Genomic DNA, 20,028 nt, shown 5'->3' with positions numbered 1-20,028 from the left:
CATAGCTCTCATTTTTGTGATTGTTGGGCAGTTCTTTTACGGCTTTGCCATGGGAATCGAAGGTCCTCTTGAAATGGGATATCGACAGTATGTCACGCCATCTCACCTGCAAGGTCGTATGAATGCCACACTTCGATCCATCAATCGTAGTGCAGTCGTTATCGGCGCTCCACTAGGAGGTACCCTCGCTGACGGACTAGGTTTCATAACGGCTCTATGGATTTCAATAGCCGGACTAGCTTTTTGCGGACTGTGGTTCAGTCTTTCATCGATGCGAAATGCTCGAATAGAAGATGACGAAATCTAAAATGCATTAAAATAAGAAGATTTGACTGACTACATAATAAAAATATAAAACATCGGTTAATATAAACAAGTTTTTATTCGTAACTTATTCATTATTGGCTTTTGATTTTTTCGCTAACCTGCCCCTTTTATAGAATAAGAAAAAGCTACCTGTTTCGGCAGCTGATCTTGAATTGACAATGCATTTACCTAAATCAATTTTGATATAAACATTGTGGCAATTCCAAAGTAAATGAGTAATGAGAGTATGTCATTTAGTGTTGTAATCAATGGACCTGAAGCCACGGCAGGGTCAATATTTAATTTATAAAGAATGATTGGTATGATAGTGCCAGCTAAAGTTCCAATGATCAGTGTCATAACCAAAGAGCTTCCAACCACTACCCCTAAAACGGCATTTCCTTGCCAAACGAGTGCAATGATGGATATTAATGTTCCGCAGGTAAATCCAATGATCAGACCGACTTTTAACTCTCTAAAAATAAGCCTGAAAACCACCCCTTTGTCAATATCACGGGAAACCAGCCCTCTTACGACAACAGCTAAAGATTGGGTGCCTGTATTTCCTGTCATACCTGCTATCATGGGCATAAAGAATGCTAAAGCCACCGCTTTTGACAGCGTTTCTTCAAAACCGCTAATTATTGTTCCGGAAACTATACCAATAAATAAAAGTAAAATGAGCCAGGGAAGACGGCGATAGGCAGCAACAAATGCCTTCGTCTCAAAATCAATGGCTTTACCTGATGCTGAAAGCTTCTCAATATCTTCATTTGCCTCTCTTATAACCACATCAATAATATCGTCTACTGTCACAATCCCTACCAGCTGGTTATTACTTTCCACAACAGGAATTGCCAAGAAATCATATCGCTCAATCATGCGGGCTACTTCTTCCTGGTCAGAATCCGCTGAAACAGAAATGACTCGGCTATACATAATATCGTGAATTTTTTCCTTTTCATCGGCCAGGATTAAATCCCGATAGGATACAACTCCAACAAGCTTCTTATCGTGATCAATGACATATAAGTAATTTATGGTTTCTGAGTACTCAGCAAACACTTTAAGTTTGTCTACTGTTTCTCGAACAGTGAAATGCTGAGGTATCCAGACAAAACGGTTAGTCATCAATCGCCCTGCCGTTTCAGGAGGATAGTTCATGATGTTTTGAACAATTTGGGACTCTTCCTCCTTCATACCTGAAAGGAGTTCCTCTAATTTGTCAGGGGATAAGTCTTCAAGTAAAGAAGCCAAATCATCATTTTCCATTAAGTCCATAACGTGCCCTGACTTTTCTAATCCTAATTTAGTGAGAATCTCCAGCTGATATGGTTTTTCCAGCTCCTGTATTAAGTCAGCGATTTGTTTAGGAGAAAGCAATAACAGGAAGCGTGTGTGATGTTTTTCTGGGAGTCCCTCGAATACTCTTGCAATATCATAAGGCTGGAGTTCTTCTAAGATTCCATGAAATTCTTCCTTTTTTCCTTCTTTTAAAGACTTTATGATTTGAAGAGTTATTTGATCTGCTGGCATATTTATCTTCATTTTTTGTCACTCCTTCTGTAAGGAACAAGGGATCATGTCCCTTATCATATTCTGTTAGATGCATTCTATTTTCATGATGTTTTGAGCAGGGGTCATTTTCCATTACTCCTCACCTCCCGGAAAGATAAAAAAACACCTTCATTTTCGAATGAAGGTGCAGGTTTAAAGATGACAAAAATAAGAATAACAAACCTGGTTATTCTGTTCCTCCATTCGTAGAGCTTTAGCACTGTGTGGCATAGGACAAAGCCAGCTACATTAAAAACCACCTTAAGTCGATGGTTTCTGTTGACCCATTGGCGTCTTTCGACATTTTTGGGCAGCAGCATATCTCCAACACAGGAGCCTCACCTAACGAGGATATTCAGTTTACAAAATTCAATCTAATGGATTTTTCATTAAAAGTAAACACTTTTTATAAAATTATCTGTTTCTAATTCTTTCTAATTGAGCGTATCATAGCATTCTTTTATAATTCTCTGGACCTGTCCCTGCCAGGAAAAATATATTTTTCCCCTTTTTCATAAAGCAATAGAAACTTTCTTATAAAGTTGAGACGGGGGACAATGTAAGAAACGATTATTGCCGAAACAATGCTTATTAGCGCTCCAGCCAAGACATCTGCAGGATAGTGTACCCCCACCCATATACGGGAAACGCCAACCAAAAGGGCAATGATGATCCAAAGGTATCCCCATCTTTTTTGATAGATGAAAAAAGTCGTACAAAATGCAAAGAATAAAATGGTATGGTCACTTGGAAAGGAATTATCTACTGCTTTCTCTATTAATTTGTTTACATTAGACAATTCTGCAAATGGCTGATTGTTTGAATGCAACTTTCCAGCAATTTTACCGATAATCTCAGCCATGATAAAGGCGGCAGCAGCCGAGATGATCATAAACCTGTTTTCTTTTCTCCTGGTAAACCAGAAAATTAAAGCCATTAATCCAAGGACAAATACCATATACTCGGCTAAAAATATGAAAGTATGGTTTAAATATGTATGTTCTTTACCAAAGTCATTAATGATCCTAAACAGTTCCACGTTCATTTGAGATAAATCCATAATATATACTCCCTTCCTGTTTTATCACTATGAAAGAAGTATAGACAATCTTTTATTAGTTAAAAATCGATTTATCTTACATGAATCTAACAATTATGTAATATGAAAGCAGCTGGTGAAGTCAGTGAACTGGACTTTAGGGATGATCAAAACAAAACGTTTTGAGTAAAATCTCTTCTAGTTATTTATCTAACCGCCCCGTGAGTTTCAGAAAACTTCACATTTTTTAATCAAAAAAGACCCTTCAATATAATTAATGAAGGGTCTCTATAAATGTTATGAAAATCTTTCCGGAGGATTAAGTGCGTATTCCGGCTGTTAATGAAAAGTAACACTTACACCGCTTCACTATCCCATTTCTTCTCTTCCTGCACAAAAAGCAATCCAAGTTCATGATGGTCGCCCTCATAAAGAGCGCGCTGGACGAACCGCACCTGGCCGTTCACATCAAGAACCTCAAGTTTGCAGTGAGCCCCGTTCTTTTGCAGCGCTTCATAGAAGCCTTTTTCATTATGGATCTTCACACCATTGACTTTTGTAACAACCTCTCCCACTTGCAGAGACATTTTATAAGCTGGTGAATCCGGAACTACTCCAAGCACCATGATTCCCTGATTGCGCATGGAAAAGTAAGACGGTGCCTGGTCCTCTGCCATTCTCTGGCGGAGAGAGATGAATTCACGCCCGATGATAGCCAGTGCGGCTGCACCCACAGAAGCAAGCGGATACCAGTAGCCTGCAGATGAAATCAGCAAAAGAAGTACGCCAAACACGCAGATTCTTTGTCCGAGCAATGCTGTTGCCTCTTTAGGAAGCGTGCCCTGAATCCGCTGGTAAAAGCCGATCGAAAAAGGGACAAGAATGAGCGAATACGTTTCCCCGCCGATTGGAATCACTGGCCACCAATCAAATGGCAGCTGCAGTGCCTGACCGGGAATAAGCAAAAACACAGGCACCATCCAGATTCTTTTTGATTCATGAATGCCGATCGTCTGGCCCCGTTTACTCTTTACAAGCCTGGGAGATGTCCCTTTCCGGCCGTTTCTTATAATCAGGAAGCCTTCTGCAATAACAAGAAGAGCCAAGAGAACAGCGATGGACGGAAAGATGGAAGAGTCAAGGTCCGCTGCCGACTGGGCGAATGATGGCAATGGCCATTTCTGTTCAGCAGCAAACATTGTTGCGAAAAATGCAAAGCCCAGCGTATAAACAGGCGCCATCCATCTCACTTTTGCCGTAAAGCTCCACAGGAACGTAAGAGCAGCAGTAAGAACAATCGTTTCCACTGGTACGACAAGTCCTGCTCCAACCATCACAACACTCACTGATAGACCTGCCAGGATACCCAGAGGCAGGAGCTGCCTCAGCTCAAAATAAGCATTTTCCGCACGAACAGAAAAGTCTTTGCGCTCACGCCTTACACGGGAAACCCCCAAAAATGCAGCTACAAAAAACAGGTAATAAAATACCGGATTCAGCAGCAGCTTTCCTGTTCCTTTTAAAAACTCAAAAATCCACTCCTCTATCAAACTTGCCACCAGCCTCTATTAATAAATTCTCATGAATTATGTAACAAACAGAAAACTCTATTACTCTATATTCTACCAAAAGCGTCTTCCAAAACCTATCACAATCTGGCTCAAATACAAAAATAGCAGAAGGAAAATCCCTCCTGCTAATGAAAGTTTACATTCGACAAAATTCGCTATCTTGCAATATATCTCAGAGCCGTTTGCAGCTGAAGGTCATTCTGCTCTTTCCTCATTTCCTCGATGGCGGCCTGTTCAAGCGCTGCTGCTGTTTTCTTGTCTATCCGGCCGGATGCTTCAAGCTCTTTTTGCTTCTGAAATGCTTTTACAGCGGCTGCAGTGGAATCATTGAAGTAGCCATCTGTCCTTCCTGGAGCATATCCAAGGCCCGCCAGAATTCCCTGTGCATTCTTCACCATTTCATTATTCATATCGATTGCCAAAGGCTTCTCCACCTGCAAAGGATGTGTTTGGTAGATGTCTGGCTGTTTAACCTCGAGAGTTGGCTTGATTCCCTTGTTATGGATCCAGTTTCCGTCAGGTGTCAGCCATTTAAACAAAGTGAGCTTGATATTGCTGCCATCTCCCATCGGAACAGGCTGCTGAACAGTGCCCTTCCCAAATGAATTCTCACCGATTATGGCGTACCCTTGAGCTTCCTTTAAAGCGCCGGCAAGAATCTCCGATGCAGATGCACTCCCTTTATCAACAAGTACAGCAATCGGATAGCTTTTAGGCTTTTCAAGCGTGGAGAAATACCTCATTTTTTCTCCATCCCGTTTTTCTATCTGCAGATATGGCTTATCAGCTGTAACCAATTCCTTCAGGATTTCCTGTACTGATGTCAGGAGGCCTCCGGGATTTCCGCGCACATCGATTACAAGGCCATCAATTCCCTCTTTCTCCATTTCACTCAGCTGTTTGGCAAATTCCTTGGATGTCTCTTCGGAAAAGGAGGTGATTTCCAGATATCCTACATTCTTTCCTCTTTGCTTCTTGATTTCCGAGTATACTGTAATTTGTGGAATCTCATCTCTTTTTACCTCTACCTTTAAAGGTTCCTTCAGTCCCTGGCGAGCAATTTCAAGCTCTACCTTTGTTCCTTTTTTCCCGCGAATCTTCATGGTAGCTTTATATAAATCAAGACCCTCCACACTTTCCCCATCCACTTTTAAAATTTCATCTTTTGGCTTAAGCCCTGCTTTTTCAGCTGGTGAATCTTTAAACGGTGCAACAATGATGATCTTACCTTCCACCATGCTGACTTCTGCCCCGATTCCTTCAAAAGAAGATTCCAGTGTATCACTGAATTGTTTTGCTGTTTCTTCATCCATATAAACAGAGTAAGGATCTTCAAGGGTTGCAAGCATGCCCTGGATGGCTCCCTCCACGAGCTGCTTTTCCTCTACTTTTTCCACATAGCTATTTAAGATTAACTGATAGGCCGTTTCCATCTTTTCGATTTTCTCTTTTTCAATTTGTGTTCCGTTTTCCTTAGAATCTATTAATTGATTTCCTGCCCCTGTCTGCGGAGCTTCCTTTGCCAGCCACTGCATGCCTGCATATGTACCGCCAGCTCCTGTCAGCAAAGATCCCGTCATCAGAACGGCGATCCATTTTCTGCTCATCTTCATCTCCCTTTCTATTTTGCAGCGGTCTCTTAGGCCTTTATAGTAACTTTCCATCATGAATGATGAATGACCTTGCTCATCACATCCTATGCAGGATAAGGACAAGTTATGTTTTCAATAATCAGGTTAGGCATATGCAATATCTCAATTTAAGAATATATTAAGGGGATTTTCACATAAAGGGTGTGTGCAAATGTTCTATCCCATCAAAGAACTTCAATATAATTGGTGTATGCTAAAAAGCTCCAGGAGCTGATTGGCGGACAATTTGGGGAAATGTCTGTGGCCATACAGTATTTATTTCAGGGCTGGGGTGCACGAAAGTATGGTAAATATCGGGATTTATTAATGGATACGGGGACCGAAGAATTGGCCCATATTGAAATGATTGCCACCATGATTGCCCTCCTGATGGATGGCGCTCCTGTAAAAAAGAGCAGGAAAAAGCTGCCCAGGATCCGCTTCTTGCTGCGATTTTGGGCGGAATGAACCCGCAGCATGTGATTGTTTCCGGTCATGGTGCCATGCCTGTCAGTGGTGTCGGGGTCCCTTGGCAGGGTGGTTACATCGTAGCCAGCGGAAACCTGCTGGCTGATTTTCGTGCAAACCTGAATGCCGAGTCCCGGGGACGTCTGCAGGCTGTCCGTCTGTATGAAATGACTGATGACCGCGGTGTCAAGGACATGCTGGACTTCTTAATTGCCCGTGACCGCATGCATCAAAACCAATGGCTTGCTGCGATAAAAGAGCTTGAAGCCCAGGAAGGGAAAACCGTGCCAAGCACATTCCCGAAGGAGGTTGAAAAAGAAGAGTTTTCCTATGTATTTATGAACCTTTCAAGAGGAGATGAAAGCAGCCAGGGCCGATGGGCTCAAGGTCGGAACATGGATGGCCAGGGAACCTTCCAATACAAGCAGGAAGTTCCGCCTTTTGCTCCAGCACCTAAGCTGAAGCCGGCTCCTCCATATATTCATGACACTCCTCCAAGCGTAAAATAAAACGCTGATAATAGGATTAAAGACCTGCTTTACGGGTAAAAGAAAAGTGGAAGAAGCTTAGCTCCTTCCACTTTCACTATTTTTTATAGAGGCACAATGCCTACAGGATTAATCGCATTTGATTTTGCTGCATTCCAAGAACCTCTGTGAAGTTCAAAGTGCAGATGCTGGCCATAAGATTGTCCAGTATTACCCATGATGCCGATTTGCTGGCCTTTAGAAACAGTCTGGCCAGAGCCTACAGAACGGCTTCTCATATGAGCGTATACAGTTGTGTAAGTTTGTCCGCCAATAGAATGAGCAATAAATATCGCATTTCCATAACTGCTGGAGTAGTATGAACGGATTACAACACCGTCTGCCGCTGCCACGATCGGTACTGTTCCGCCTGCAGCAATATCAACACCATAGTGCTCACCTAATGAACGTCCGCCAAAACCTGAAGAAAGTCTTCCTGCAGCCGGTTTTGTCCAGGCTCCGCTTGATACTGAAGGTGGTGTAACCTGCGGGCTGCTTGATGAACCGCTGTCAGATGATGAGCCGCTTCCTGCTGATGAACTTCCTGCTGATGAAGAGCTGCTCTTTTTAGCCGCTTCCTGAGCAGCTTTCTGTTTTGCCAATTCAGCTTGTCTTGCTGCCTCAGCTTGTCTTTCCTGCTCAAGCTTGATCGCTTTTTGAATTGCTGCTTCCTGGGCTGCAAGAATTTCATTTTCTTCTGCTAATTCAAGTTTATGAGCATGCATTTCCTCTTCTTCATGCTTTAGGGATTTAAGCAGTTTATCTTTCTCTGCCTTTTGGGCATTTAAGCTTTTTTCATGCCTTCAAGCTCGGCACGCATCTTTTCTAAAGAGGCAAGCTCTTCTTTTACCTGAGCCTGTTTTTTCTCCAGCTCGTCTTTATCCGCCTGATGCGCTTTTAGAATATCCTGGTCAGCTTCTACGATTGTTGCAACTGCTCCAACGCGCTCAACAAAGTCTCCAAAGCTTTGCGCGCCCATTAAAACATCAATATAGCTCACCATTCCGCCAGTTTCCTGATAGTTGCGGGCGCGATCTTTTAATAGTTCATTTCGCTTTTTGATGCGCTCTACTAATACTTCAATTTCGGCTTCTAATTTTTCAATTTCCTTTTTTGTTTCTGCAATCTGGCCGTTTTTCTCTTCAATCTTTGCTAAAGCATCACTGATCGCTTTATCAAGGCGCTCAATCTCACTTTGTACAGACTGCTGCTCACCCTGATTTTCGTTAATCTTTTTATCTGTATCGGTAATCTTCGATTCTACTCCTGAACGCTGCTGGTTAATTTTGTCCTTTTGGCTGTTTAGATCGTTTAGTTTATTTTCTGCAGACGCCTTTTCAAGAGGCAGTCCGACTGTTGCGCTGCCAAATCCCAAAATGGCAGCCAATGATAATGTGATGATGGATTTCTTCAATTTTCCGATTTCTCCTTTCAATGAACACCATATGTACAGGTCAATCGTTCTATTTTTTTAACTATCTCTGAAACATTTAACACTGCTGAATCGTCTATTATTATGAGGCTTGAAGGCGCCTGGACAGGTTCCCCCGCAGGGCCTTCTAAGCTGGTTTTATACTTTCAGGAACTTTCTGACTGACATCAAGCTTCCCCATACACCAATAAGTGCACCCATCAGGATAATAAGTCCGGAGATCTGATAGACAAACGGACTAAATTCCAGCAGCTTGATAAAGTGTCCTTCAAGCTTTGGCGCCAAATAATCAAAGGCATAATAGTAGGCTGTCGAAACAAGTGCAATCGGAATAATCGATCCAAGCAATCCAAGCCATAAGCCTTCCAGGAAAAATGGCCATCTGATGAAGGAATTGGTTGCTCCTACCAATCTCATAATCTCAATTTCTTTTCTTCGAGACATGATCGTAATTTTAATCGTATTTGAAATCAGGAACATAGCAGTAAATAATAGGCCGATAATCAATACAAGGCCAACATTTCGGCCGGCATTGATAAAGTTAAATAGCTTCTCAACCTGCCCCTGGCCATACTTTACTTTTGCGGCATATTCCATTTTTTCAATCTGTTTCGCAGCTTTCATTGTATCTGCCGGGTTTTTAGTCTTTACGATAAATACATCGTTCAGCGGATTATCCTGTTCGAACAGTTTGAAGGCTTCTCCTTCTTCACCAAGGCTGTCTATTAAACTATCAAGCTCTTTTTCCTTAGTTGAATATTCAACTGTTTTAACTTCGGATATTCCTTCGATTTTTTGCCGTAAAACTTCCTGATCCTGCTCATTTGCAGCAACATCGATGTGAACGCGGATTTCCACGTCCTCTTCAATGGTTGTAGCCACCTTGTTGAGATTCATCATAATGACGAAAAATACGCCAACCAAAATGAGCGTTACTGTCACCGCACTTGCCGAAGCAAACGTCATCCATCCATTTCGTCCGAGGCTCTTAAAGCTTTCACGGAAGTGCCGGCCCAATGTTCTAGCTTTCATAGCCGTAATCACCTCTTTGCTCGTCACGCACAATCCTTCCGCCTTCAATGGCAATTACGCGGTGCTTAATCGTGTTAACAATTTCTTTATTATGAGTTGCCATGACCACAGTCGTTCCTCTCGTGTTGATTTCATCGAAAATGTTCATGATTTCCCATGAAGTATCCGGGTCAAGGTTTCCTGTAGGCTCGTCCGCAATCACGACCTTTGGAGAATTTACGATGGATCTGGCGATGGAAACACGCTGCTGCTCCCCGCCTGATAATTCGGTCGGAAGCATTCTTGCCTTATGCTTTAAACCTACAAGGTCCAAAGTTTCCATGACTTGTTTTTTAATATTCTTCGGATGCTCTTCAATAACCTCAAGAGCAAAAGCAACATTCTCATAGACAGTCAGTGTCTGGAGTAGCTTAAAGTCCTGGAAAACGACACCGATTTTACGTCGCATTAGCGGTACCTTTGCATTCTTTAATGTAGCCAGATTTACTCCGTCAATAGTTATCGTTCCACTCGAAGGCTTTTCTTCCCGGTACATCATTTTGATAAAAGTGGATTTACCGGCACCACTCGGTCCTACTACATAAACAAACTCACCTTGTTTGATATGCACATCAATCCCGCTGGCTGCTGTAACGCCATTGGGGTATCTCTTATAGACGTCTTTCATATCGATCATATATATCACCTAGCATCTAGTGTGTATTAAGAATTAAATAACAGACGGCTTTTTTCGCTAAAAAACGACATCCTTTCGACATAGAGGATGACAAAATACTTGTAAATACTGCCTAATTAGCCATCTAAAATTCTCACACAACCCATTATAACATCATAAGTTGTCAAAATAACGGAAAAAATTATTACAGTTTCTTTTCAATCCCTTAACTATTGTTACTTTTTTCCTGAGTTTCATTAATATTCTTGGGTTTTATTCGCTCAATCGAAGAATTTTTCCTTCTTTTTGCATATTGCATTCACTCGATATTTGTCACATATTGTCTTTCCCCAGCCAAGCTGTAAAGAAAATAGCCTCGTTGTTTTTGCACCTTAATGCAGTCCGTTGATTTGCGCTTCAGTATGCTCGCTTTCCGCGGGACGGGCGCTGAGCATCTTCGGCGTTTCTCGTCTTGGAGTCTCATCTTCTGTCCCGCTGCTCCGTGGAGTCTCGCACCTTCCGCTCCAATCAAATCAGTAACAGCATACCTAACGATAACAGAAAAAATAAAAACGCCCTGCTGAACAGAACGTTTTTATTTAGAACCCTATTATTTCTTGCCTGCTAGCCAGGATGCTACTGCAGAAGCTTCTTCTCCCTGAAGCAATCCTTTAGGCATAGCTCCTTTACCGTTAGCAATTGTGTTTTCAATATCTTCCTGTGATAGGCTGGCACCAATTTTATCTAGTGCAGGTCCTACACCGCCTTCAAGGTTTGCACCGTGGCAGCTTGAACATTTCTGTTCATAAAGCTTTTGTGCATCACCAGCATCAGCAGTATCAGTCGTTGTTTCACCGCCGCCGTTTGTAGCAGTGTCCTTGTCTTCAGCAGCATCGTCTCCGCCGCCGCAGGCTGCAAGAACTAAAGATGTACCCATCAGTAATGCTAGTAGCTTCTTTTTCACCTATAATTCCCCCTCAGGAAAAAATACTAAGTACAGCTATATTATACCAACACTATGCTCGTTTGAAACCCTCGCCCAACACCTCGGAAGCATCCGTAACAATGATAAATGCAGTAGGATCAATGGTTTGAACCAGTTGTTTCAATTTTGTGAACTCCGTCTGGTCCACCACACACATGAGGACTGGGCGTTCATGGTCAGTATAACCACCGTATGCTGATAGTTTTGTCACACCTCGGTCAATTTTATTCAAAATTCCTTCACGAACTTCATTTTGTTTTTCAGTAATGATTAAAGCCATCTTTGTCCGGCTGAATCCAAGCTGTATGAGATCGATTGTTTTGCTTGTTACATATAAAGCAATTAAGGCATACAGCCCCTGCTCTATGTCGAAAATAATCGCAGCCGACAGTACGATCAATCCATCGATTATCGCAACACAGGTTCCAAGAGACAAACCTGTATACTTGTTAATAATCTGTGCTGCAAGGTCTGTCCCTCCTGTTGATGCTTTACCCCGGAAAACGATGCCTAAACCCAGGCCAACGCCAATTCCGCCAAACAGAGAAGCCAGCAGCGGATCTGATGTCCATGGCTCATATTCTTTTGTAAGGAAAACAACTAAGGGCAGAAAGATTGTTCCTGCCAGCGTTTTTGCCCCAAATTGTTTGCCGAGCAAAAGTACGCCTGCAATAAAAAGCGGTATATTAAATGCCCACTGCACGTATGCGGGCTCCCAGCCAGCAACCGCATCCAGGATCGTACTGATCCCGCTCACCCCTCCTGATGCAATTCGATTGGGCAGCAAAAACACGTTAAATGCAATGGCGACAATTCCAGATCCTATTAAAACATATATGTACTCCAGCAATCTCTCCGCTTTTTTACTATAAGTATATCCTCTTCTATTCTTGCCCATTTCTTCTCCCTCCGGTGTCCCCGATCTATACAGAATTAAGTCATATTCCATTTTTACCGTCAGTGAGTATAGCATGGAGTCTTGAGCCTGTAAATGCCATTAAACTGCCGTATTAAAAGACTGTAGTTCCCTACCTCTGCCTTTCATTATGTTGTGACAAAAACAGTCAATTTATCATGCCGATTTTTGTATTAAATGTTTATAAGCTTTGTTCCGGGGTCCATTTGTACTGCTTTCTCAGCAGCATGAAATTCAGCGGCATGTGGTATAATGTCGAAAAGGAGGTGAGAAAAACGGAGAAGATTCTTAATGAAATTTTAAGTACCTTAAAGGAACATTCAAAGAGATTTGATTCGGTTGATCAGAGGTTTGATTCGATTGATCTAAAGTTTGATTCGGTTGATCAGAAGTTTGATTTGATAGATCAGAGATTTGATTCGGTTGATCTGAAGTTTGATTCCATTGATCAGAGATTTGATTCGGTTGATCAGAAGTTTGATTCCATTGATCAGAGATTTGATTCGGCTGATCAGAAGTTCGATTCCATTGATCAGAGATTTGATTCGGCTGATCAGAAGTTCGATTCCATTGATCAGAGATTTGATTCCATTGATCATGATATTTCTGATGTTAATAGCAGGCTTGGGAACGTTGAAAACAGTATAGATACTGTTGATAATAAGCTGGGAATTGTTGAAAATAGCATTGAAAGACTTTCTGAACAGATTGAGAACAATGCCACAGAATTCAGAAGTCATTTTAAGCATATTAAAACGAAGTTAGAACAGCATGAAGAGACTTTTAACGTCATCTCTGACGCAATAAAAGGCACAAAAATTGATATCGTTCACCTCAGTGAAAAGAGCGGGGTTCAAGAAATGGAAATAAACCAGCTCAAAAAGCGCATCCACTCCTAGAGCACTCCCCATTCACCGGCTAGCTCAGTTATAATTCCATAAAAAAACAAGCCTATGCCGGTTATGCCAGCATAGGCTATTTTACGCATTAATCCTGAGGCAAAATCAATTTCGAACGCAAATATGCGTTAATAAACATATCCAGGTCACCGTCCATAACTCCCTGGACGTTGCCGACTTCAGTGTTGGTGCGGTGGTCTTTTACCATGGAATACGGATGGAAGACATAGGAGCGGATCTGGCTTCCCCAGCCGATGTCTTTTTGCTCACCGCGGATTTCAGCCAATTCTGCTTCCTGCTCTTCGATTTTCTTTTGATAAAGCTTAGCTTGCAGCATTTTCATGGCACGTTCGCGGTTTTTGATCTGGGAACGCTCTGTCTGGCAGGTTACCACGACATTGGTCGGCAAGTGAGTGATACGGACAGCAGAATCAGTCGTATTGATATGCTGACCACCTGCTCCGCTTGCACGGTATGTGTCGATTTTCAGATCTTCGGTACGGATGTCGATTTCAATTTCATCATTGAATTCCGGCATCACTTCACAGGAAACGAATGAAGTATGGCGGCGTCCTGATGAATCAAATGGCGATATCCTTACCAGACGGTGTACACCTTTTTCCGCCTTTAGGTAGCCGTATGCGTTATGGCCCTTAATGCTAAGGGTAACACTCTTGATGCCCGCTTCATCTCCTGGCAGGTAATCAAGTGTTTCAACTTTGAAGCCTTTCTTCTCTGCCCAGCGTGTATACATACGAAGCAGCATGCTGCCCCAGTCCTGTGACTCGGTTCCGCCTGCACCCGGATGCAGTTCAAGAATGGCATTGTTCTTGTCGTATTCCTCGCTTAAAAGAAGCTGAAGCTCGAAATCGTTCAGACGCTTAACCAAGTCCTTGAGTTCTTCCTCAAGATCTGCCTGCAATTCTGCGTCGCTCTCTTCTTTTACTAGCTCGTAAGTTAATTCCAGATTCTCAAACGTTTCGTATAAATCGTGGAATTCAACTACCTGTTCTTTCAGTGAGTTTGATTCGCTGATAACGACCTGTGCCGCCTGCTGGTCATCCCAAAATCCAGGCTGCAGCATGACATCATCAAGCTCAGCGATGCGCGCCTCTTTGTTTTCTAAGTCAAAGAGACCCCCTAAAGTCCGCTAAAATCTTAGCTGTTTTTTCAAGTTCATTGCGAATATCTGCTAATTCCATTTCCGTCACCTCAAAAATTTTTTTTCATATTATAGCTTGATTATCTGTAAAACCATGTTTCCTATTAGGTTTATCTCAATTTTCTCCAAGAGAGAAGCCGGCAAAGCTGTTGCCGGCTCAATTGTTTATTTTAAGTGATAAATAAACTTTTAACGTCGATAATTGTCTAGCTCCAGCTCCTACCCCCTCGAGGTCACAAGCCAATCCTCCCAAAAAGGCAAAGAACGCCTTTCCGGGAGGCTCGTCTTGTGCTTGGGGCCCCCAGGATGGGGGTCATGCAGACGTTGCCACAGGACGTGGCGTTCTTAGTCTGCGTTCCTTCGAGGGCAAGCGCTTCCGCTTTTCTTATTCTGCACCACAGCAGTTTTTATATTTCTTGCCGCTGCCGCAGATGCATGGGTCGTTGCGTCCAACGTCCATCTGCTTGACGACAGGCTTTTTCTTAACCTTTTCACCGTCTTCTTTCGGGTTGACGGCCTGGCCTTTGGCCACTTCCTGGCGCTCGAGGTTGTTGCGGATTTCGGCTTTCATGATGTACTTCGCAACATCTTCTTCGATGGAAGCGATCATGTTTTCAAACATTGCAAAGCCTTCTCCCTGGTACTCGCGCAGCGGATCTGTCTGGCCATACGCACGCAGGTGGATTCCCTGGCGAAGCTGATCCATTGCGTCAATGTGATCCATCCATTTGGAGTCAACCGCACGAAGCACGATGACTTTCTCAAATTCACGCATTTGCTCAGGGCTAAGCATTTCCTCTTTTTCATTGTAGCGTTCTTTAACCTTGGCAAAAATGGTTTCGGCAATTTCCTCCGTATCCTTGCCGCGGATATCATTTACGGTTAGGTCGCCTTCATTTAGAAGGTTTCCATTTACGTAGTCAATGATGCCCTGCAGGTTCCAGTTTTCCTCGTCTTCATGTCCAGGTGCATACCCTTCCACATTACGCCGGATGCTGGTCATGATCATCTTTTCAACAATTTCTCTCAAGTTCTCAGACTCCAGAACTTCATTACGCTGACCGTAAAGAATCTCACGCTGCTGACGGAGAACATCGTCGTAAGAAAGAAGCTGCTTACGGGCATCAAAGTTGTTGCCCTCAACGCGTTTTTGTGCAGATTCAACGGCTCTTGAAACCATTTTACTCTGGATTGGCTGAGTGTCATCCATTCCAAGGCGCTCCATCATCGATTTCATATTGTCAGAACCGAAGCGGCGCATCAATTCATCTTCCATGGAAAGATAGAATTGCGTGACACCAGGGTCTCCCTGTCGTCCGGAACGTCCCCGGAGCTGGTTATCGATACGTCTGCTTTCATGGCGTTCTGTACCAATAACGCATAGGCCGCCAAGTTCCTTCACACCTTCTCCGAGCTTGATATCCGTACCGCGCCCTGCCATGTTAGTCGCGATTGTCACGGCACCCGGCTTACCTGCGTCCGCGATGATTTCTGCTTCACGGCCGTGGTTCTTCGCATTTAGGACGTTATGCGGAACACCTTTTTTGGTCAGGTATTTAGAAATGATTTCAGATGTTTCGATAGCCACTGTACCGACAAGCACAGGCTGTCCTTTTTTGTGGCGATCAGCGATATCTTCCACAACCGCACGGAATTTCCCATCCATTGTTGCATAAATTAAATCCGGACGGTCATCACGGGCGATCGGGCGGTTTGTCGGGATCACAATAACGTTCATATTATAGATATTGCGGAATTCCTCTTCTTCCGTTTTCGCCGTACCAGTCATACCGGCAAGCTTTTCATACATACGGAAATAGTTCTGGAATGTGATCGTTGCAAGTGTCATGCTTTCGTTCTGGATTTCCAGGCCTTCCTTAGCTTCGATAGCCTGGTGAAGTCCATCACTGTAGCGGCGGCCCTTCATCAGACGGCCGGTAAATTGGTCAACAATGACGATTTCGCCTTCCTGAACAACGTAATCGACATCCAGATGCATGCTGGAATGTGCCTTTAATGCCTGTGTAATATGGTGGTTAAGTGCAACATGAGAGATATCGAAAAGGTTATCGATTCCAAAAGCCTTCTCTGCTTTGGTCATCCCCTCTTCTGTCAGCTGTACCCCTTTTGTTTTTTCATCATATGTGAAGTCTTCATCTTTTTTCAGGCGGCTGACAAAGGCATTAGCCTGGATATAAAGCTGAGTGGACTTTTGTGCTGAACCTGAAATGATCAGCGGTGTACGAGCTTCATCAATGAGGATGGAGTCCACTTCATCGATTACGGCATAGTGCAGCGGACGCTGAACCTTCTGCTCTTTGTAGAGAACCATGTTATCGCGAAGGTAATCGAATCCAAGCTCGTTGTTTGTGCTGTATGTGATATCCGCAGCATATGCTGCCTGCTTTTCTTCTTTGGAAAGCCCATTTAAGTTCAAGCCGACAGTCAGTCCAAGGAATTCGTAAAGCTGGCCCATTTCAGTGGCATCACGGCTCGCAAGGTATTCGTTGACCGTTACAACGTGAACGCCTTTGCCGGTTAGGGCATTGAGGTAAACCGGCATAGTTGCAGTCAGCGTTTTACCTTCACCCGTTTTCATCTCAGAAATATTTCCGTCATGAAGGGAAATACCCCCATTAACTGAACCGGATAAGGATATAAGCCAAGAACGCGCTTTGCTGCTTCGCGGACAACTGCAAAAGCTTCAGTCAGCATATCATCGACTGTCTCGCCCTTTTGGTAGCGGGCTTTGAATTCTTCCGTTTTCTCGCGCAGCTGCTCGTCCGATAATTTTTCCATATCAGATGCAAGTGCATCAATTTGTTCTGCCATTTTGGTGAGGCGTTTTAATTCGCGTTTATTTTGATCAAACACTTTATTTAAAATCCCAAGCATAAAAACGCTCCTTTATGTTGGATATGACAGCACAAGTGCCTTGTTGATGACTCAAGGCCCGGAACTATGCATATCTAATTTCAAAGTTTATTTAAGCATAGGTAGTTAAAGATTCGCTCTTTCCCGGCGGAATCCTCCCATGAAAATTCACATTATTTCTTATTAATATTACCACTTTGGGAGGGGGTGACAACTTATGCCGCATGCGCGCTATTCCAGATCTTTAATTTGCTGATAGTTGGGTTTCGGTAAATACACTCTTCTCTTTTTTGAATACTGCCTAGCTATCCGCTTTATCGGTCAGTCCGCGCCTGATCCACATTATGCAAAAAAAGAGAGCAAAAATGCTCTCCTTTTTATGAATTCGACGATTCAATCAGTTCAATAATGGTTTTCTCAACTGCATCATAAATTTCACCATAATAAGCAGATACACGGTTCGCATTGATTCCGTATTTCTCTCCGAATTCCTTCTGAGTGAGATTTTCCTTAGTTGGCGCTATCGTGCTCACAAGGTATCGAAGACCCGCAACATAGTTGTCAGGCTTTTTGACCTGTTTGCCCGTTTTCGTCAGATACTCCATCCAGAGTGAAATCCCCATACCGATCAGCCATGGTTCTTCGCCGGCTTCTGTCATGTCGTCCCGGAACATGTTGGCAACCTGCTCTGCACCCTTGGATGGCCAATCGAAATTGTCCATAGATGGAACTGCCAATGATTTTGGTGTTTCATTCATGAGGTCAATGAAGTATTCAGCCAGGTATTCTTCAGGATCATCGTATTTTGCATCTTCGAAGGAATACTGAATATAGTCTGCAAACTTTGCAGCATTTTCTCCTGGCAGGTCGAAAATCGCCGGAAACGATACATATTCTTCTCCATAAGGAAGAAGCATGGCAAAGGCAAAGTTTCCTTCATGAACGTCCATATCACCAAATAGGGAGATATTGTAAACCTTCCCGGTCAGGCAATCTTTAATGGCTGCTTTATCTTCAGTCACCTCGGTCAGTATCCCAGCTGCCGCTTTGCTGTCTCCCCACGATTTTAAGATGTTTTTTAAGCGCGGGCGAGCAACGGCCGGGAATTTTGCATGAATGAACTCATCCATAATGGAGTCCATATCTTCCAGCGTTCCAAATAGAATGTACCAGAAAGAGTGTACAAATTCATAAAACTCTTTTTCCTCTGGTTCAATGTCTTCAAGGATATCCAGAAGATCCATGAAATCTTCTTTCATGTCATCTGCAAAATGAGTAAGCGCATAGGCCCTTACTTCCTTTTGAAGCTCAAGAACTTCGTGATTCAAAACATCCTTAATTGATACAGCATCTTTGCTGCCGCAGCACTTTTTATATTTTTTTCCGCTCCCGCATGGACACGGTTCGTTTCTGCTTACTTTTACTGTTGACATCTTCTAAATCTCTCCTACAAAATTCGTTTAACTCTACTATCCTAACATTTATCAGCAGTTTAGGCATTAATCAAGCGGATTTAAACATTTGGCAGGTTAAGGAAGCCGGGATTGCGTGCTTTTTTGCATGGATTTATCTGATTTCGGTCAATACATCAGTCTTATCGTTCAGTTTTTCAATATATCGGTCAGTTCGCGTCCTAAACAGCTTTCCAGCAGGCCAAAATAAAAACAACAAAACGGTGAGTCCACAAAACTCACCGTTTTCGTTCATTTTATTTTTTTGCCGATTATGCTAAGAAAATCCCCCATAAACAAGCGCTCCTGCAATGACAAAAGCGGGATGCACTTTTAGTTTTTCCAAAAGGAAAAAACTAAGCAGCCCAATGAAAAGCGTCTGCCAGATCCCAATTCCATCATAGGATGAAAATAGGAAATCATAAGTCATAACGCCCAGCAAAACAGCGATAATCGGCCGAATATAATTGGTCATCCGTTTAACACGGGGGATTCTTTATACCTCATCAGCAGCCCAAGCAGAGCGAGCATTAAGATCATGGAAGGTGCTACTGTTGCAAATACACCAATTATAGATCCAAGAACCCCTCCCTGCTCATAGCCAATATAGCCTGCCATTTTTGTTGCAATCGGACCTGGCAGGGCATTGCCCATTGCCAGCATTTCACTGAATTCATTCGTTGTCATCCATTCATAATTATCTACCACTTCATGTTCAATCAAGGGAATGGATGAAGGTCCTCCGCCGTATCCAAGGATCCCGGGGATGAAAAATGCCAGGAAAATCTGCACATATATCATGCGGGATTCCTCTCCTTTTTAGCTTCATTTTTTTCTGCAGCATCCTTTTTCAGAAGGGCAGTCACGAGTGCAATAAATATAATAATTCCAGGATGAATATTCACAAATTCGATAAGAACCAGACTGGCCGCTACAAAAAGAAATGTCCAAGCCCAGCCGAGTGATGACTTTGTAGACTTTTTAATAAAATCCCAAGTTAAAGTAGCAAGCATAACAGCAACAACGGGAACGACCGCCTTCGTCATGCCGGCAACCCATGGCTGATCCTTTAAGTTATTTAATGCCGTTAAAAGAACAATCATAAGGATGATGGTTGGAACCATTGTAGCTATCAGCGCGTTCAGCATTCCCAGAAACCCGCCTACCCGATAGCCGATATATCCCGCCATTTTTGTATTAATAGGTCCAGGCAGCGCATTGGCGAGGGCTAATATATCTCCAAACTCGTCTGAATCCATAAATTTAAAGGTATCCACAACCTCTTTATGGACCAGCGGAATGGCAGAAGGCCCGCCGCCAAAACCCAAAATGCCGGACCGAAAAAACGCAATGAAAATCTCCTTTTGTTTCATGTGTTCACATCCTCTTCACCAATTGCAGAGACAAGCCATGCCCCTTTTCATCTTGCATCCGAAAAAGCAGATGAAGGAGCGGCCATTTTTTTCCGCTCCCCAGTATCTTTTATATGGTTATTTTACTCTAATATGCGTGCTGCTTTCCTC

At 43.1% G+C, this 20,028-nt stretch carries 12 protein-coding genes, 4 pseudogenes and 1 riboswitch; of the genes and pseudogenes, 2 read left to right on the top strand and 14 right to left on the bottom strand.

Annotated elements, in window-relative coordinates:
* Positions 1–495 precede the first annotated feature (495 nt).
* From mgtE to M5V91_RS25000, 4 genes are all read right to left on the bottom strand, one after another.
* Positions 496–1,854, bottom strand: a complete 1,359-nt coding sequence (mgtE, locus tag M5V91_RS25015; RefSeq protein WP_251174152.1) for a magnesium transporter — start codon at positions 1,852–1,854, stop codon at positions 496–498.
* Positions 1,855–2,054: 200 nt separating this feature from the next.
* A riboswitch (M-box (ykoK) riboswitch) is annotated at positions 2,055–2,220 on the bottom strand.
* Between the two features lie 103 nt (positions 2,221–2,323).
* Positions 2,324–2,923 carry an undecaprenyl-diphosphatase gene (locus tag M5V91_RS25010; RefSeq protein ID WP_019383347.1) on the bottom strand — a complete coding sequence of 200 codons (600 nt, stop codon included), beginning with the start codon at positions 2,921–2,923 and terminating at the stop codon, positions 2,324–2,326.
* A 335-nt stretch (positions 2,924–3,258) separates the two neighbouring features.
* On the bottom strand, positions 3,259–4,452 hold the full coding sequence (locus tag M5V91_RS25005; RefSeq protein WP_251174153.1) for a PDZ domain-containing protein: 1,194 nt from the start codon (positions 4,450–4,452) through the stop codon (positions 3,259–3,261).
* A gap of 176 nt (positions 4,453–4,628) precedes the next feature.
* Positions 4,629–6,080: a S41 family peptidase gene (locus M5V91_RS25000; RefSeq protein ID WP_251174154.1), complete on the bottom strand. Its 1,452-nt coding sequence runs from the start codon at positions 6,078–6,080 to the stop codon at positions 4,629–4,631.
* A 196-nt stretch (positions 6,081–6,276) separates the two neighbouring features.
* On the opposite strand from M5V91_RS25000, the pseudogene M5V91_RS24995 reads away from it, so the two are divergent.
* Positions 6,277–7,081, top strand: a pseudogene (locus M5V91_RS24995) (manganese catalase).
* Between the two features lie 83 nt (positions 7,082–7,164).
* Here the strand turns inward: M5V91_RS24995 and M5V91_RS24990 are convergent.
* The 5 genes and pseudogenes from M5V91_RS24990 to M5V91_RS24970 all read right to left on the bottom strand — a co-directional run bounded on the left by M5V91_RS24990 (position 7,165) and on the right by M5V91_RS24970 (position 12,101).
* Positions 7,165–8,513 (bottom strand): annotated as a pseudogene (locus M5V91_RS24990) (murein hydrolase activator EnvC family protein).
* Positions 8,514–8,669: 156 nt separating this feature from the next.
* Positions 8,670–9,563, bottom strand: coding sequence for a permease-like cell division protein FtsX (gene ftsX, locus M5V91_RS24985; RefSeq protein ID WP_009331895.1), 894 nt, complete (start codon positions 9,561–9,563; stop codon positions 8,670–8,672).
* On the bottom strand, positions 9,553–10,239 hold the full coding sequence (ftsE, locus tag M5V91_RS24980; RefSeq protein ID WP_009331896.1) for a cell division ATP-binding protein FtsE: 687 nt from the start codon (positions 10,237–10,239) through the stop codon (positions 9,553–9,555). Before ftsE ends, ftsX begins: the two co-directional genes overlap by 11 nt.
* A gap of 589 nt (positions 10,240–10,828) precedes the next feature.
* Positions 10,829–11,182, bottom strand: a complete 354-nt coding sequence (cccB, locus tag M5V91_RS24975) for a cytochrome c551 (RefSeq protein WP_019383351.1) — start codon at positions 11,180–11,182, stop codon at positions 10,829–10,831.
* A 52-nt stretch (positions 11,183–11,234) separates the two neighbouring features.
* Entirely contained in the window at positions 11,235–12,101 is an 867-nt protein-coding gene (locus M5V91_RS24970; RefSeq protein ID WP_251156752.1) for a YitT family protein, read from the bottom strand.
* Between the two features lie 176 nt (positions 12,102–12,277).
* Between M5V91_RS24970 and M5V91_RS24965 the strand changes: the two genes are divergently transcribed.
* Positions 12,278–13,018, top strand: a complete 741-nt coding sequence (locus M5V91_RS24965) for a coiled-coil domain-containing protein (protein WP_251174156.1) — start codon at positions 12,278–12,280, stop codon at positions 13,016–13,018.
* An 88-nt stretch (positions 13,019–13,106) separates the two neighbouring features.
* On the opposite strand, the gene prfB is transcribed toward M5V91_RS24965, so the two are convergent.
* The 5 genes and pseudogenes from prfB to M5V91_RS24940 all read right to left on the bottom strand — a co-directional run bounded on the left by prfB (position 13,107) and on the right by M5V91_RS24940 (position 19,878).
* Positions 13,107–14,220 (bottom strand): peptide chain release factor 2 gene (gene prfB, locus M5V91_RS24960; RefSeq protein WP_099049186.1). Its coding sequence is split into 2 segments (ribosomal slippage): positions 13,107–14,147 and positions 14,149–14,220, totalling 1,113 coding nucleotides; the frame shifts between segments, so codons are not numbered across the junction.
* 345 nt (positions 14,221–14,565) lie between these two features.
* Positions 14,566–17,075, bottom strand: a pseudogene (gene secA / locus M5V91_RS24955) (preprotein translocase subunit SecA).
* Positions 17,076–17,431: 356 nt separating this feature from the next.
* Positions 17,432–18,487, bottom strand: coding sequence for a YecA family protein (locus M5V91_RS24950; protein ID WP_251174158.1), 1,056 nt, complete (start codon positions 18,485–18,487; stop codon positions 17,432–17,434).
* A 295-nt stretch (positions 18,488–18,782) separates the two neighbouring features.
* A pseudogene (locus tag M5V91_RS24945) lies at positions 18,783–19,306 on the bottom strand (chromate transporter).
* Positions 19,303–19,878 (bottom strand): chromate transporter, encoded by a 576-nt coding sequence (locus M5V91_RS24940; protein WP_019380010.1) that lies wholly within the window; start codon positions 19,876–19,878, stop codon positions 19,303–19,305. Before M5V91_RS24940 ends, M5V91_RS24945 begins: the two are co-directional and overlap by 4 nt.
* Between the last annotated feature and the right edge of the window lie 150 nt (positions 19,879–20,028).

The organism is Cytobacillus pseudoceanisediminis, from assembly GCF_023516215.1.
GTDB lineage: Bacteria > Bacillota > Bacilli > Bacillales > Cytobacillaceae > Cytobacillus > Cytobacillus pseudoceanisediminis.
This window is presented reverse-complemented; position numbering and strand designations above follow the sequence as displayed.